We start from the raw sequence: 14,582 nt of genomic DNA on the forward strand, positions 1-14,582 counted from the left end.
GAGGGCCCCGCGAAACCCCACCCAGTGCCTCCGCGTGGCGACCCTGCCGCGCATCGAAACCCACGCCGCACAAGGCGCTGCGGGCGTTCGCGGCCGGCATGGCGAATCCCGCTGCCGAACCGCACCAGCGGCTGGCACGCACCTTGCCACTTCAGGGTCGATGCAGGGCGATCCAATCGCTGGCCACGCTGGCATGCGACGGCCAGGCGAACGCAGCAAGGCGCGCCGTGCCGATGGGGATAACACGATCAACGGGGGTCATCGCGATCACGGACGTGGCAACGACAACGGGAGCACAACAATGAAAAAGAACACTTCGGCACAACGCCGCATGACATGCCTGGCGGGGGCTTGCATGGTCGCGCTGACCCTGGCGAGCGGCTGCGCCTCGCACGGCGGCAGCGGCGCGGGTCTCGGGCCCCAGGGCGGGGGCGGGAACATCGTGCCGCCGCCCCAAACGCCTGCCTCGACCACTGACTCGACGCCCACCGCCAAGGCGGCCGCAGGCGCGGGCAACACCGTGGTGGCCGCGGGCAACGCCGTGAGCGAGATCGGCACGCACATCCAGAGCGCCCCGATTCCCCTGTTGCCGACCGACGCGCGCCAGGGCGCCGGCGGCGTCGTGGTCAATGCCGGCGAGACCGTCGGGGCGCTGGGCGCCGGCGTGCGCGATGGACTCGGGCAGATGGGCTCGGTCGCGAATCCGGCCGGCATCACCGTGGCCAGCACCGGCGATGTCGTGCAGAAGGCCGGCGACACGGTGACGAGTGCGGGCCAGCTGGTCAGCGGGCTCGGCACGGAACAGCTGTCCCCGCTTTCCCCCCTGGTCACGCCGGTCGGTGGCGTGGTGCAGAAGGCCGGCATGGCCGTGTCGCATGGCGGCGCCGGGCTCGGTGGGGTGCTTTCGACGGGGCCGGTTGCGCAGCTCACCGAGGGCACCAGCAAGCTGATCGTGCCCCTGACCACCCGGCTCACTGAAACCACCCAGGCGGTAGGCGCGGCAACCGGCGTCGGCGCTCCCGTGGATGGCCAGCTGTCCAAGGTGGGCTACAGCGTCGCCGGCGGCGGACTGCTGGCGAACAGCCGCACCCCCGTGGTGTCCGGACCGGGCGGTGTCGTCGCGGAAGCCGGCAAGACCGTGGGCGTTGCCGGCGTGCTGGTGCACGGTACCGGCGCCGAGGGCGCCAATCCGCTGGGCGCCCTGCTGAACCACCTGCCGCTCGCCGGTGTCGATGGCCGGCAGGGTGGCCCTGCCAGCTGCGAATGCAAGCCGAATGCGCCTCACCATGGCGGCAAGGCTGAAGCCAATCCGCTGGGCATCCTCGCACCCGTGCTGGCGCCGTTGACGGCCCTCGCTTCCGGTGGCACCAAGTATTCGACAGGGGAGATCAAAGCGCTGCCGGCGTCGCCGCTGCCAGGGCTCGGACTCGGCGGCGGGAACCGCTGAATGTCTTATCTCCCCTAGGGGCTTTCACGGTGCGCCGTCGCACACCACCCCGTCGCGGCGCATCTTTTTCTTCTGGCTGGCCGGCTGCTCCGCATTCGCCGCAAAGCCAGGCTGCAGGCCGGTCTTCCGCCTGCATCCAACGCTCTTTGACAATCCGGGAAAGCTCGATCGAGGGCTCTCGTTGCAGGAAAACGACTTACTCCCGAAGTAGGGGGGTGGTCATTCAAAGGTGGGGTATGGTTGATACATTTCCTGCCCTATAAGTGGAATGTAGTCAGCGTGAAACTGCAGGGGGCGCAGGCGCCAGAGAGCGCCGCGATATCGAACGGGAAGATGTGATGACGAAGCTTGAAATCACTTGGGGGTTGAAATCATGAAGAACGTGCTGACACGCTTTATCAAGGACGAACGTGGCGCAACGGCCATCGAATATGGCTTGATTGCGGGCCTGATCGCCATCGCGATTGCCGCGGGCGCAGGCTCCCTTGGCAACAATCTGGGCACTGCATTCACCAACCTGGCGGATAAGGTGGCTGTGTTCATGAGCAAGTAACCTGAGCGCGGGAGCCTGACTTGATCGCCGCGCTGTTCTGCGCGGCGACCCTCTGGACCGATCTGGCATATCGACGTGTTCCGAACGCCTTGCTGGCGACGGTGCTGGTGGCGCTTGGCCTGGCACTGCTGACCGGCAACGCGCCGGAACCGGCGATCCCTGCGCGCCTGCTCGGCGCGGGACTTGGTATCGCCGCCACGCTGCCGGTTTATGCGCTCGGGCGCATGGCGGCGGGCGATGTCAAGTTCCTCGCCGTGGCCGGGCTCTTCACGGGCCCGCACGGATTGGTCACGGTATGGGTCGTCGGCAACCTGTTGGGGCTGGCCCATGCGCTGCTCGCATATGCCATGGGTTCGCGCGCAGGCACGGCACCGCAATCCGGTCTCGAACGGCAATTCAGCAAGGCGCGAGGCATTCCGTACGCTGCGTATCTTGCCGTGGGCATGCTGGTATGGTTGGGTGCCGGGGTTTGACCAGCCCCTGCCCGCAGCAAGGCAAGCGCCGCCGGTCGGCGCCTACAAACAAGACCGGGTGAAGCATGCTTTTGCGGGGAAGCAGTTTCGGACGACGGCGCGGCAAAGGCATTGCGGCGCTGGAATTCGCCATCGTTGCGCCGGTGCTGATCGCGATCGTGATCGGCATCGTCTATTACGGCATGGTGCTGACGCTCCAGCAGTTGCTGACCCTGGCCGCGGAAGAGGGTGCGCGCGCGGCGCTGCGCTATCCGAGTGGTGCAGCAGGCAGCAACGCTGCCGCCATGCAGGCGCTGCGCGTCAATGCCGCGGGCACCACCGCCTTGGCCACCTTGCCCCCGTCCATTGCCGCGCTGATTCCGCAGGCCGGCGTGGCCCAGGCCGTTCCCTGCGCGTCGGCTTCCGGCAACGTTTGCGTGCGTGTCACGCTGAACTTGCCGACGACGCAAATCCTCCCCGCTGTCCCGATGGTGCCGGTGCCCGCGGCCTTGTCCGGCTCGGCAATGGTCCAGCTTTCCCCGGATACGTGACCGAATGCGAGGTTCAGAACCATCGAGCTTTCCCGTGCCACGCCGATTTCACGCACGCATGCCGTTCGCCAGACCATCAGCGGGAAGGAGTCAGTCATGACCAGTAAGCAGATCCGCATCGTTGCCGTCGTTCTCCTGGCCCTGGCGCTGCTGCTTGCCCTGCTCGCGTGGCAGGTGAACAGCCAGTCCGCGGTGCCGCCGAAACCGCAAGCCAGTATGGCCGTGCCCCATCCGGTGGTGGTGACGACGCGCGCCGTCGAGGCCGGCAAGCCCATGCCCGCCGACGCGCTCAAGGTCGAGATGCTGCCGATCGAACCCGCCGGCGCCTATACCGAGGTCGCGCGGGTGGCCGGCCAGATTCCGCTGGTCAACATCGGCGCGCACGTCCCGGTGCTCGACAGCCAGCTGCTCGCGGGGCTGGCCGCGCAGATTCCCGAAGGCGAACGCGCGATGGCGATCGCCGTGGACGAAGTGATCGGCGTTGGCCACCAGGTGCAGCCTGGCGATTACATCGACGTGTTCGTGGTCCTGCGCCGCGACAACCAGGAAATCGGCGCCAGCCAGGCGCGCCTGCTGCTGTCCAGGCTGCGCGTGCTGGCCTACGGCGGCGGTGCCGTCAACGAGCCGGCCAGGCAGCAGCCCGAGCAGATGATGACGCGCCGCGACGGCGCCAAGACCGCGGTGCTGTCGGTGCCGCTGGAACAGGTCAGCAAGCTGGCGATGGCGCAGCAGTCCGGGCGCCTGCTGATGGCCCTGCGCAATCCGCGCGACGAGACCGTCCCGAGCGACGGCATGTTCACCGAACCCGCACCGGCCCTGACCGTGCGCGCCGGCGTGCCCGCGGATGCGCCGAGCGCCGCCGCCGACAAGGCGGTGGCCGGCGTGATGCTGGCCGGCATGGCCGGCATGGCAGGCGGAGGCGCCCCGGCCGCGCGCATGCCGCCGGCACCAGGCGCCGCGCCGCCCAAGGCGCCTGCCGGCGCGGCGCCGGTGCAAGCCCGCTCGGAGCGGCAGCTCGCCGGCGTGGAAGTCATTCGCGCTGGCAAGCGCGAGATCGAATAGCGAATAGCGAACAGCGAGCCGTTCATGAACCCTCGAAACCGGACCGCCACCGTGCCCCAGGCCGCGCCGCTGCGCCAATCCATGATGAAGATCCTGTTTGCCTGCGCGCTTGCCATGGCCGTGCTGGCGACCACGACCCGGCTCGCGCCGGCGCAGGAAGCCGCGGGTGCGCCGCCGATGCTGCGCCTGATGGCCGGTGCGCAGAAGGAGATCCGGCCCGCGTTGCCGGTCGAGCGCATCGCGGTAGGCAATCCGGCGGTCGCCGACGCGCTGCTGCTCAAGCAGCGCAGCGGTCCGCCCAGCGTGCTGGTCGTGGCCAGGCAGCCGGGCGTCACCGAGGTGATGATCTGGTCCAAGGGGGCCGCGCCGGTCACCTACAACGTGCAGGTGGATGCCATTGCGTCCGATCCGGATGGCGCCAGCATCAGCTATTCGGCCGCGGGCGCGACCATTGCCGGCCAGTCGCCCGACGCCTATGCCGCGGCACGCGCCCAGACCGCGGCGCGCGCCGCGACCGGCAAGGCCGATGGCAAGGGCGGGCTGGTGGTGGACCGCTCGACCTTGCCGATCAGCGGCACGGTCCAGGTCGACGTGAAGGTGGTGGAAATCAGCAAGACCGTGCTCAAGGAAGCCGGCATCAATTTCTTCCGCAACAACTCGGGCTTTGCCTTCGGTACGTTCTCGCCGTCGACGCTGAACAAGTTCACCTTCACGCCCGGCACGGGCGGCGCCAGCGGGAGCTTCAGCGCCGAGATCGCATCGCCGATCAGCAATGCCTTCAACCTGGTCGCGGCGTCGCTGACGCACGGGTTCTTCGCCAATATCAGCCTGCTGGAGGCCAACGGTCTGGCACGCGTGCTGGCCGAGCCGAGCCTGGTGGCGCTGTCCGGCCAGAGCGCGAGCTTCCTGTCGGGCGGCGAGATCCCGATCCCGGTGCCGCAGGCGCTGGGCACCACCACCATCCAGTTCAAGCCGTTCGGCATCGGGCTGACCGTGTCGCCGACGGTCCTGTCGAGCCAGCGCATCGCGTTGAAGGTGGCGCCCGAGGCCAGCGACCTCGATCCGTCGCGCGGCATCTCCATCAACGGCACCATCGTGCCGGCCATCGTCACGCGGCGGGCCGACACCACCATCGAGCTGGGCGACGGCGAGAGCTTCGTGATCGGCGGGCTGGTCAGCCGCAACACCGTCAGCAATGTGAACAAGGTGCCGGTCCTGGGCGACCTGCCCGTGATCGGCCCGTTCTTCAAGAACCTGAATTTCCACCAGGAGGATCGGGAACTGATGATCGTGGTGACGCCGCGGCTGGTGAAGCCGCTCGCCAAGGCGGCGCCGGCCGTCGATGCGGTCGGCGCGGACGGGCGTACCAGCGCCGACCCGGCCGTCTGGGGCAAGTTCGTGGCGGGCGAGTATGTGGATCCGACGCTGCCGGGATTCTCGCGCTAGGCCGGCCACCCTCGTGCAACGCCATGTCTGACATGAAAGAGAGCGGATGATGGACCATTTTCTGCTGCACGCAACACAGGGCGATGTGCGCGACTGGCTCGGCGGGCTGCTGGGCGGCGCCGGCACGCTGATCACGGAAAGCCAGCCCGGCGAGACCTTTGTCGGCCGTGTCGGTGAACTGCGCCCGGGCCTGGTGTTCCTGCACTTTTGCCCGGAGCTGGCGGAGGCCTCGGCCAAGCTTGGCGAGCAGCTGACGCAGGTCTTCCCCGGCTTGCCGATGGTGGCGGTCGGCCGTGCCGACGAGCCCGGCATGATGCTGGCCGCGCTGCGCATGGGCGTCAGGGACTTCATCGACCTGCGCGACGCGCCGGCCGACGCGATGGCCGTGGTGCGGCGCCTGATGGTGTCGCGCGACCAGGTGCGGCCGGTCGAAAGCGCGCGCCAGGGCAAGATCATGGTGCTGCTCGGCGCGCGGGCGGGCGTGGGCGTGACCACGCTGGCCGTCAACCTGGCCGCCGCGGCCCGCCGCCAGCTGGGCTGCGGCATGCCCGACAAGCCCGACGCGCGCGCCGAAGTGCTGCTGCACGACCTGGGCCTGCCGGCGCGCGACGGCGCGCTCTACCTCAACCTGAGCCCGGGCTTCCACTTTGTCGAGGCCGTGCGCAACCGGCGCCGCTTCGACCAGGTGTTCGTGCAGACCGCGCTGTCGCGTCATGCCAATGGCGCGTGCGTCCTGCCCCTGCCGCCTTCGCTGGCCGAATTGCGCGACATCTCCTACGCCGACGCCACCGCGCTGCTGGACCGCCTGCGCGCGTACTTCGACCTGCAGATCGTCGACCTCGGCGGCTTCACCAATACCGAGTTCACGGCGCAACTCGTCAAGGCCGCGGACACCGTGGTGCTGGTCACCGAGCAGAGCGTCGGGGCGATCGTTTCCGCGGCCGAACTGGTGCAGGAACTCAAGACGCGCGAGGTCGAGCGCCAGGACCTGCACCTGGTCGTGTCGCGCTTCGACGCGCGCCTGGGCCTGGATGCCGACATGATCCGCCGCCGCGTGGACGTGCCTACGGTCGGCACCCTGCCCGAGCGCCGCGAAGCGCTGGTGCAGTCGGTCAATCGCGCGGCCGTGCTGGCCGATGATGTTCCCCAAGACCCGTACGTGCGAGCGCTGGTGGACCTGCTGTCCGACACCGGCTACCGCACGGTGCGGCTGACCGAGCCGGCGCTGCTGACCCGCGTGCGCAACAAGCTGCCCGTCGCGTTGCGCGCCATGCGCACCGCCCTGCCTGGAAAACTGACATGACGCAAGCGATTGAATTCTCCGACAGTGTGCCCGCACCGTTCCCGGTCTCGCAGGAGTTCCACAACATCAAGGAGGCGGCGCACGAGCACCTGCTCACCCGCATCGAAGAGCTTGGCGCGGAGTTCGGCCGCTGGTCGCGCACCGCCATCCAGCGCTTCGTCGACCTGGAACTGGAGAGCTTCACGCGGCTGCGGCGCATTCCGATCAACGAAGCGGAACTGCGCCAGATTGCCGAGGCGTTGACCAAGGAGCTGGCCGGCTTCGGCCCCATCGAAGACCTGCTCAACGACCCCGCGGTCGAGGACATCCTGGTCAACGGGCATATGGACGTGTACGTGTCCCGCCACGGCGTGCTCGAACGCATTCCGGTCCGGTTCGCCGACGGCGGCCACCTGCTGCGCATCGTACGGCGCATCCTGGCCCCGATCGGGCGGCGCCTGGACGAGTCCAATCCCATGGTCGATGCGCGCCTGCCCGACGGCGGGCGCATCAACGTGATCGTGCCGCCGCTGGCGCTGGAAGGCCCGGTGGTGTCGATCCGAAAATTCCGCAAGGACCCGCTCACGCCGGCGGACCTGCAGTCGCTGGGCACCATGAGCCCGGAGATCTCGGAGCTGCTGGAGGCGGCCGTCAAGGCCCGCTGCAATATCCTGGTGAGCGGCGGCACCAGCTCGGGCAAGACGTCGCTGCTGAACGCGCTGGCCACGTTCGTGCCGGACGGCGAGCGCGTGATCACGATCGAAGATACGGCCGAGCTGGCGCTCAACCATCCGCACGTGGTGCGCCTGGAAAGCCGGCCCGGCGGCTTCGAAGGCACCGGCGTGGTGACCATTCGCGACCTGCTGCGCAACAGCCTGCGCATGCGCCCGGACCGCATCATCGTCGGCGAAGTGCGCGGCGGCGAGGTGCTGGAAATGCTGCAGGCCATGAGCACCGGCCACGATGGCTCGATGGGCACCATCCACGCCAGCAGCCCGCGCGAATGCCTGTACCGCCTGGAGATGCTGGCCGGCTTTGCCGGCTTCCAGGGCAGCGAGCTGAGCCTGCGCCGGCAGATCGCCAACGCGATCGATTTCATCGTGCAGATCGGGCGGCTGTCCAATGGCAAGCGCCGCATCCTGTCGATCACGGAAGTGACCGGGCTGGGCGACAACATCGTCTCCACGCAGGAGCTTTACCGCCACGAACCATTCACGGGTCCGGACGGCACCGAGGTCGACCGCTGGCTTTCGCTCGGCCTGAACCCGCATTCGCCCAAGCTGGCCCGCATGCGCCCGCAGGGTGGCTTCATGCTGGACGACCGCTTCGATGTCTAGCGCCGCGCTGCTGCTCGTGGCCATCGCCCTGGTCATCACCGGGCTGGGGCTGTTGCTGCTGGCCAATGCCCAGGCGCGCGCGCGCAAGGAGCAGGCGGACGCGTTCCTGCGCGCGCAGACGGAGCAGGTCAGGCTGCGCTATGCGCCAGCCCAGGATTCGCAGCTTCAGCAAGCGCCGCGCGACCTGCGGCGACGCTGGCACGACGTGCTGCGCCGCGCCGACCTGGCGCCCACGCGGCGCAACTACCTGGCCGGCGGCGTGCCATGCGTGCTGCTGACGGTCGTGGGTCTCGCCGCGGGCGGGCTGGTCGGCGCCGTGGCCATGCTCACCGTTTGCGTGGCGGTCGTCGCGTTCGTGCTCTGGAACCGCGTGCGGCGCATCCGCCAGAAGCTGTTGCTGCAGTTGCCGGGCTTCCTCGATGGCGTGGTCCGGCTGATGGCCATCGGCAGCAGCGTGCCGGCGGCGTTCCAGAACTCCATCGCCAATACCGAGGCGCCGCTGCGCCAGTGCCTGGTCCAGGCCGTCCACCTGCAACGCGCCGGCAAGGAACTCGACCAGGCCGTGCTGCAGGTGGGCCGCACCTACCACGTCGAGGAGCTGGTGCTGGTGGCCTCGGTGCTGCGCCTATCGGTGCGCTACGGCGGACGGGCCGACGTGATGATGGAGCGTACCGCCGCCTTCATGCGCGACCGCGAGCAGGCCCAGCGCGAGCTGATGGCGCTGTCGGCCGAAACCCGGCTGTCGGCCTGGGTCCTGGGCTTGCTGCCGCTGGTGGTGGCGGGTTCGCTGTTCGTGCTGAACGCGGGCTACATCCTGATGATGTGGCGCGATCCCACGGGCAAGACCATGCTGCTGAGCGCGCTGGGCCTGGAGGTGGCCGGTGCGTTCATGCTGTACCGGCTGGCCAAGTCGATCTGAAGGAACGCCATGGACCGCGCCACCTTGATCTCCCTGAGCCTGCTCGCCGCCGCATGCGGCGTGGCGGCGCTGACCGTGCCGCTGCTGGGCGAGTGGCGCAGGCGCCGGCTGGCCGCGCGCACCCTGGACTCCGCGCTGGCGCGGCAGGGTGGGGCCACGAAGCCCGCGACGGGCGCGGCCGCCAGCGGCGAGGGTGCCATGCCGGGCGCCGCGCGGGCCGCGCCAGCGGGTGCGGTGCCCGTGCCAGGCGCGCAGGCCGGCGCCGCCGCGCAGCTGGGTGCGCGCCTGGGTGGGCGCCTTGACGAACACTGGCTCGATTCACGGCTGGGCCGCGCCGTGGTCTCGGCCGAGGACCAGCGCTTGCTCGAACAGTGCGGCTGGCATGGCCTGCGCGCGCGCGTGATATTCGGCATGCTGCGGCTCAACCTGCCGGCGCTGCTTGCCGTCGGCGCCGTGGCCTGGCATGCCAGGCACGGCGTGCTGGCGTGCGCGGCCTGGGGCTTCGCCACCTTTGCGGTGTCGTACCTGGCGCCCAAGCACTACCTGAGGCGCCGCGCCGACGCGCGGTCGCGCAGCGTCGAAGACGAACTGCCGGTGCTGATCGACATGCTGCGGCTGCTGCAGGGCGTGGGGCTTTCCATCGACCAGAGCCTGCAGATCATCGTGTCCGAGTTCGGCGCCATGCTGCGCGTGCTGGGGCCGGAACTGGCGTTATCCAACCAGCAATTCGCCTCGGGCCGCGCGCGCGAGCAGACGCTACTGCGCATCGGAAGACTGTTCGACAGCGAAAACCTGAAGGGACTGATCACGCTGCTCACGCAGGTGGACCGTCACGGCGGCGCGGTGCAGGAGCCGCTGCGCCTGTTCGGCCAGCGCATGCAGGAAGCGCGCAAGTCGCGCATGAAGGAAGAGATCGGCAGGCTGACGGTGAAGATGACCAGCGTGATGGTGGTCAGCATGCTGCCGGTGTTGCTCATCATCACCGCGGGCCCGGGCTTTCTCGGGGTGATCCGCATGCTGGCACACATGGGGGGAACGAAATGATGCGAGCAGGCCTGCGCATATTGGGAAGGGCCGCGCCGGTGTGCGCGGCCGCCATGCTGGCAGCGTGCGCGACCGCCGACAACGGCACGGCGATGATGAACCAGCAGGCCGAGGCCCAGGTCGAGCTGGCCAAGCTGCGCGACAAGACCGCGCGTGCCGAATACAGCGACCAGGCCGTCTACCTCGGCCTGATCCGCAAGATGCAGCAGGAAGGGCTCTACTTTGCCTCGCTCGCGCATATCGAGGTCTACCGGCAGCGCTTCGGCAACGGCCCGGAGATGCTCTCCATGCGCGCCGATGCGCTGCGCGAGACCGGGCAGGATGCCGCGGCGGTCGATGCCTACCGGCAACTGGCCAGCACCGCGCAAGGCGCGCAGGTCGCGCATGCCCGCCACGGCCTGGGCCTGATTGCCGCGCGCCAGGGCGACTTTGCCCGCGCGGTCCTGGAACTGCGCGAAGCGGCCGCGCTCGACCCGGTCAATCCGCAGATCGCCGGCGACCTGGGCTTTGCGCTGATGCGGGTGGGCGCGCTGCAGGAAGCGCGGGTGCCGGTCATGCAGTCGCTTGAACTCGATGCGCGCAATCCGCGCGCCATCAGCAATGCCGCGGTCTGGCTGATGGCCGACGGCAAGCGCAGCCAGGCGACGGCCATCATGCAGCGCGCAGCGCTGCCCGAAGCCACGCGCAGCGCCATCCGCAAGGAAGCCGATCGCGTGGCGCGCGCGGCTGCCGCGCGCGACCGTAATCCGCAACGGCCGGCACCCACGCGATCGCCGGTGGCCAATGCCAACGCGACCACCACCACCGTGGTGTCGATTGCCCGGCCCATCACCGTTGCCACCCAGGAAGGAGCCACCCCATGACATTCCGCACATGCCTGGCGGCGCTGGCCGCGGGGGCGGCCCTGCAGGCACTGCCCGCGGCCGCGCAGGACGCGCCGCAACCCCCGCAACCACCGCAGTCCGGAGTTCCCGGTCTGTCCGGTCCTTCCGCTGGCCGCCCGGTAGCCGGGGAAGTGGGCGCGGGCACCCGCGCCATCCTGGCGATCCAGCGGGAGGGCACGCAGGCCGGCGCGCTGGTGCCCATGACGGGCGAGCAGGCGGCGCTGGGCTACCAGCGCTATCTCGACAGCTTCCGCTTCGCCTTGCCGGAGTTCTACACCGGGCAGGCCGATGCCACCACGGTGCGGGCCGGATCGGCCGGACAGCCCATCGGCCGATGACGTCGGGCCGGAGACGACCTTCCGCGCGCGAACGCGGCGCGGTCAGCACCGTGGCGGTGATCCTTACCGTCACGCTGGTGTTCGCCGCGCTGGTGTCGATCGATGTCGGGCATGTGTTCTTCCGCCAGCGCCAGTTGCAGAACATGGTCGACCTGGCCGCGCTCTCCGGCGCGCAACAGCTCAAGCTCGCGACCGACGCCGCCGCGCAGGGCGCGGGCGTACTCAGTACCGTGCAGAACATCGGCAGCCAGAATGGCTATCCGTCCGGCATTGCCATGGGTTGTGCCAACGCCGGGGCGGGCGGCGCGGACGCCATGACGGCCTGCCTCGGCGTGTGGGACCCGGCGTACACCAGCGGCGCCGATACGGCACGGCATTTCAACGCGGCCTATGATGCGACGAAGCTCTCGCCCAATGCCGTGCGCGTGCAAGCCACGCAAACCGTGCCGATCCTGTTCGTGTTCCCCGGCGGCAAGTCGCGCCAGCTGCGTGCCGAAGCCATTGCCAGCGGCAGTCCGCCGGTGGCGGCTTTTTCGCTGGGCAGCGGGCTGCTGGCGTTCAACTCTGCCAACAGCCTGCTGGGTCTGCTGCTGGGCAACTCGGTCAACTTCTCGGCGGCCGACTGGCAGGGCCTGCTCAATACCAGTGTGACGCTGGACCAGCTGCGGCTCAAGCTCGGCGTGGGCACGGTGGCCGAGCTCCTGAATACGCGGCTCACCTTGCAGCAGTTCGATGCGCTGGTACTTGGCGCGGCGGGCAAGGATGCGCTGCTGACCACGGCCCTCGGCAGCCCGCCCACCCAGCTCGGGCTCAGCGGGGCATCGGCCAACATGACGCTCGCGCAGCTGATCGACCTCGGGGTGCTGGCACCTGCGGCATCGTCGGCGGCGGAGGTCGGGATGAACGTGGCGAACCTGCTGCTGGCCGGGGCGCAACTCGCCAATGGCAATTCCGCGCTGACGGTGCCCGTCACGGGTGCGCTGCCGGCGGGTCTTGGCGGCCTGAGCGTAAAGCTGCGCGTGATCCAGCCGCCGGTGATGGCCGTCGGTCCGGCGCGCAAAGTCAGCGACAGCCCGGCGACCTGGCAGACCACTGCGCATACGTCGCAGGTGGGGCTGGCACTGGGCGCGAGCGTCAACACGGGCATCGTCAATCTCAACGTGCCGCTCTATGTCGAAGCGGCCCGGGCGGACGCGGCGCTCACCAGCCTGCAGTGCGCGGCGGCGCCGGCGGACCGGCGCGCCACGCTGCATGTCACGCCTTCGCTGGTGAATGCCTGCCTTGCCAATGCAGCGGGAACGGGGTGCGCGGGCGGGGCCGTCAAAATTGGTACGGTAAGTCTGGTCCTGTTTCCGTTACTTGACGTCTGGGCCTATGACAACCCGCAGCAGGCCGCCGGCGCCGGTACGGACGTCACGCTGGCGCCGGGCGGGCATGCGCAAATTGGCAGTGGCGACCCCGTCGGCGGCGTGCTGCAGAATTTGATGAAATTGCAGCTCGAGGCGAGGCTGCTCGGCTCGCCGTATTTGGGCGTCGACCTGAGCATCGTGACGCCAGTCCTGGCGCTGCTCGGCACTGCCGTGGACAGCGTCCTGGTTCCCTTGTTGAGCGCTTTGGGCCTACAACTCGGCACCGCCGACCTCTGGCTGCACAACATCGATTGCAACAATGCCGAACTGGTGTACTGAACCATGACCGCGACCCATCGCCAGATCCTGATGGCAGGAATCCAATGAATAGTGACCGCTGGGCCTACGAAAACCTCGAAGTCTACGTCTGGGAAGGCAAGTACGAGATTGCCGACCGCGTGACGCGCTTCCTGTCGCCGCTGGGCGTGGACGTGATCCGCGCCGGGGCGCTCGAAGCCATGCCGACCGCGGCGCGCACCAAGCCGTGCGTGGCGGTGATCAGCGTCTCGGTGATCGGCGCGGCGCGCTTTACCGCACTCGACTGGGAAGCCGCGCATGGCATGCCGGTGATCTGGGTCGCGGTGCCGGGCCGCGAGGCCGACCCCGGGCGCTTCCCGCCCGAGTATGCGCACATCCTGGCCGACGACTTTACCGGCGCAGACCTGCGCAACCAGATCGGCAGGCTGCTGCCGCAATTGATGGCCGCGGTAGACGCGGAGGCGCCACACGCCGACCTGGTGGCCGGCTCGCCGGCCATGCAGCAACTGCTGTCGCATGTCGACACCTTTGCCGACTTCAGCAGCAACGTGTTGCTGTACGGCGAGACCGGGGCCGGCAAGGAGCGCATCGCGCAGCTCTTCCATGAGCGCAACCAGACCTACGGCAAGGGCCCGTTCGTGCCGGTGAACTGCGGCGCCATTCCGGACGGGCTGTTCGAGTCGCAGTTCTTCGGCCATGCCAAGGGCGCGTTCACCGGCGCATCGTTCGCGCACCGGGGCTTTTTCGAGCAGGCCAATGGCGGCACGCTGTTCCTCGACGAGATCGGCGACCTGCCGCTGTTCCAGCAGGTCAAGCTGCTGCGCGTGCTGGAAGAGAACGTGGTGACCCGGCTCGGTTCGACCATGAACGTGAAGCTCGATTTCCGGCTGGTGGCGGCGACCAACAAGGACTTGCGCGATGCCGTGCGGCAGGGCCGGTTTCGCGCCGACCTGTTTTTCCGCCTGGCGGTGATCGAGATGCGGATCCCCAGCCTGGAGGAGCGCGGCATGGCCGACAAGGTGGCGCTGCTGACGTCCTTCCTGCGCCACATGATGGGGGCTGCCGCCTTCGACACCTTGCCGCCGATGCCGGACTGGCTCAAGGGCGCGGTGGGCACCGCGTTCTTCGCCGGCAACGTGCGCGAGCTGCGCAACCTGGCCGAGCGCGTGGGCATTGCCGTGCGCCAGGCGGGCGACTGGGACCCGGACCGCATCCGCCCGTTCTTCACCATGCTGCACCCCGGCGCCTTCGATGGCAGCGACCGCCAGGCCGACTGGCGCGCCGACGGGGAGGAACGCCGCCGCATCCTGGCCGCACTCGACGCCAATGGCTGGCGCCGCCAGGACACCGCCGCCAGCCTGGGCATCAGCCGCAAGGTGCTGTGGGAAAAGATGCGCAAGTACCAGATTGCCGACAGCGAGGCCGAGCCGGCCTGAGCGCCTGGCGATGCCCTAGTGTCCTGTTTCAGAAATTCGTTGAATAAGTCAGCCGATAAGTCGCGCGATGCGTCGTCGCCAATGCTCGCAAGGCTTCAGCCTTGCTGCGCTTGGCTCCTAGCCTCGCACGCCTTCTCGGCAGACTTATTTCTTCAACGAATTTC

At 69.0% G+C, this 14,582-nt stretch carries 14 protein-coding genes; all 14 read left to right on the plus strand.

The window, feature by feature from the left end; all coding sequences use genetic code 11:
* Window positions 1-301: 301 nt before the first annotated feature.
* The 14 genes from AC3FKH_RS15140 (at window position 302) to AC3FKH_RS15205 (ending at window position 14,418) form a co-directional block, all read left to right on the plus strand.
* Window positions 302-1,447 carry a collagen-like triple helix repeat-containing protein gene (locus AC3FKH_RS15140; protein WP_488676691.1) on the plus strand — a complete coding sequence of 382 codons (1,146 nt, stop codon included), beginning with the start codon at window positions 302-304 and terminating at the stop codon, window positions 1,445-1,447.
* 373 nt (window positions 1,448-1,820) lie between these two features.
* The gene (locus AC3FKH_RS15145; protein ID WP_488676692.1) at window positions 1,821-2,000 is read left to right on the plus strand and encodes a Flp family type IVb pilin; all 180 of its coding nucleotides are present in this window, start codon (window positions 1,821-1,823) and stop codon (window positions 1,998-2,000) included.
* Window positions 2,001-2,020: 20 nt separating this feature from the next.
* Complete coding sequence (locus AC3FKH_RS15150) at window positions 2,021-2,473, plus strand: prepilin peptidase (RefSeq protein ID WP_488676693.1); 453 nt, start codon at window positions 2,021-2,023, stop codon at window positions 2,471-2,473.
* Between the two features lie 65 nt (window positions 2,474-2,538).
* The gene (locus AC3FKH_RS15155) at window positions 2,539-3,003 is read left to right on the plus strand and encodes a TadE family protein (protein ID WP_488676694.1); all 465 of its coding nucleotides are present in this window, start codon (window positions 2,539-2,541) and stop codon (window positions 3,001-3,003) included.
* A gap of 96 nt (window positions 3,004-3,099) precedes the next feature.
* Window positions 3,100-4,065: a Flp pilus assembly protein CpaB gene (gene cpaB, locus AC3FKH_RS15160; RefSeq protein WP_488676695.1), complete on the plus strand. Its 966-nt coding sequence runs from the start codon at window positions 3,100-3,102 to the stop codon at window positions 4,063-4,065.
* 84 nt (window positions 4,066-4,149) lie between these two features.
* Window positions 4,150-5,511, plus strand: a complete 1,362-nt coding sequence (locus tag AC3FKH_RS15165; protein WP_488676798.1) for a type II and III secretion system protein family protein — start codon at window positions 4,150-4,152, stop codon at window positions 5,509-5,511.
* A 49-nt stretch (window positions 5,512-5,560) separates the two neighbouring features.
* Window positions 5,561-6,814, plus strand: a complete 1,254-nt coding sequence (locus AC3FKH_RS15170) for a pilus assembly protein (protein ID WP_488676799.1) — start codon at window positions 5,561-5,563, stop codon at window positions 6,812-6,814.
* The gene (locus AC3FKH_RS15175) at window positions 6,811-8,130 is read left to right on the plus strand and encodes a TadA family conjugal transfer-associated ATPase (protein ID WP_488676696.1); all 1,320 of its coding nucleotides are present in this window, start codon (window positions 6,811-6,813) and stop codon (window positions 8,128-8,130) included. The genes AC3FKH_RS15170 and AC3FKH_RS15175 overlap by 4 nt, the downstream gene beginning before the upstream one ends.
* Complete coding sequence (locus tag AC3FKH_RS15180; RefSeq protein ID WP_488676697.1) at window positions 8,123-9,049, plus strand: type II secretion system F family protein; 927 nt, start codon at window positions 8,123-8,125, stop codon at window positions 9,047-9,049. The genes AC3FKH_RS15175 and AC3FKH_RS15180 overlap by 8 nt, the downstream gene beginning before the upstream one ends.
* Before the next feature lie 9 nt (window positions 9,050-9,058).
* The gene (locus AC3FKH_RS15185; RefSeq protein WP_488676698.1) at window positions 9,059-10,093 is read left to right on the plus strand and encodes a type II secretion system F family protein; all 1,035 of its coding nucleotides are present in this window, start codon (window positions 9,059-9,061) and stop codon (window positions 10,091-10,093) included.
* Complete coding sequence (locus AC3FKH_RS15190; RefSeq protein WP_488676699.1) at window positions 10,090-10,956, plus strand: tetratricopeptide repeat protein; 867 nt, start codon at window positions 10,090-10,092, stop codon at window positions 10,954-10,956. The genes AC3FKH_RS15185 and AC3FKH_RS15190 overlap by 4 nt, the downstream gene beginning before the upstream one ends.
* On the plus strand, window positions 10,953-11,315 hold the full coding sequence (locus AC3FKH_RS15195) for a DUF3613 domain-containing protein (RefSeq protein WP_488676700.1): 363 nt from the start codon (window positions 10,953-10,955) through the stop codon (window positions 11,313-11,315). The genes AC3FKH_RS15190 and AC3FKH_RS15195 overlap by 4 nt, the downstream gene beginning before the upstream one ends.
* The gene (locus AC3FKH_RS15200; RefSeq protein ID WP_488676701.1) at window positions 11,312-13,003 is read left to right on the plus strand and encodes a TadG family pilus assembly protein; all 1,692 of its coding nucleotides are present in this window, start codon (window positions 11,312-11,314) and stop codon (window positions 13,001-13,003) included. The genes AC3FKH_RS15195 and AC3FKH_RS15200 overlap by 4 nt, the downstream gene beginning before the upstream one ends.
* 44 nt (window positions 13,004-13,047) lie before the next feature.
* Window positions 13,048-14,418 carry a sigma 54-interacting transcriptional regulator gene (locus tag AC3FKH_RS15205; protein WP_488676702.1) on the plus strand — a complete coding sequence of 457 codons (1,371 nt, stop codon included), beginning with the start codon at window positions 13,048-13,050 and terminating at the stop codon, window positions 14,416-14,418.
* Window positions 14,419-14,582 lie beyond the last annotated feature (164 nt).

It is taken from the genome of Cupriavidus sp. 21MJTG02-4, from assembly GCF_057798975.1.

Excerpts from the sequence above, each read along its gene's own strand:
- AC3FKH_RS15170 (WP_488676799.1), top strand. The coding sequence starts at position 5,561 with ATGGACCATTTTCTGCTGCACGCAACACAGGGCGATGTGCGCGACTGG.
- AC3FKH_RS15180 (WP_488676697.1), top strand. The coding sequence starts at position 8,123 with ATGTCTAGCGCCGCGCTGCTGCTCGTGGCCATCGCCCTGGTCATCACC.
- AC3FKH_RS15175 (WP_488676696.1), top strand. The coding sequence starts at position 6,811 with ATGACGCAAGCGATTGAATTCTCCGACAGTGTGCCCGCACCGTTCCCG.
- AC3FKH_RS15155 (WP_488676694.1), top strand. The coding sequence starts at position 2,539 with ATGCTTTTGCGGGGAAGCAGTTTCGGACGACGGCGCGGCAAAGGCATT.
- AC3FKH_RS15185 (WP_488676698.1), top strand. The coding sequence starts at position 9,059 with ATGGACCGCGCCACCTTGATCTCCCTGAGCCTGCTCGCCGCCGCATGC.
- AC3FKH_RS15200 (WP_488676701.1), top strand. The coding sequence starts at position 11,312 with ATGACGTCGGGCCGGAGACGACCTTCCGCGCGCGAACGCGGCGCGGTC.
- AC3FKH_RS15190 (WP_488676699.1), top strand. The coding sequence starts at position 10,090 with ATGATGCGAGCAGGCCTGCGCATATTGGGAAGGGCCGCGCCGGTGTGC.
- cpaB (WP_488676695.1), top strand. The coding sequence starts at position 3,100 with ATGACCAGTAAGCAGATCCGCATCGTTGCCGTCGTTCTCCTGGCCCTG.
- AC3FKH_RS15205 (WP_488676702.1), top strand. The coding sequence starts at position 13,048 with ATGAATAGTGACCGCTGGGCCTACGAAAACCTCGAAGTCTACGTCTGG.
- AC3FKH_RS15195 (WP_488676700.1), top strand. The coding sequence starts at position 10,953 with ATGACATTCCGCACATGCCTGGCGGCGCTGGCCGCGGGGGCGGCCCTG.
- AC3FKH_RS15140 (WP_488676691.1), top strand. The coding sequence starts at position 302 with ATGAAAAAGAACACTTCGGCACAACGCCGCATGACATGCCTGGCGGGG.
- AC3FKH_RS15165 (WP_488676798.1), top strand. The coding sequence starts at position 4,150 with ATGAAGATCCTGTTTGCCTGCGCGCTTGCCATGGCCGTGCTGGCGACC.
- AC3FKH_RS15145 (WP_488676692.1), top strand. The coding sequence starts at position 1,821 with ATGAAGAACGTGCTGACACGCTTTATCAAGGACGAACGTGGCGCAACG.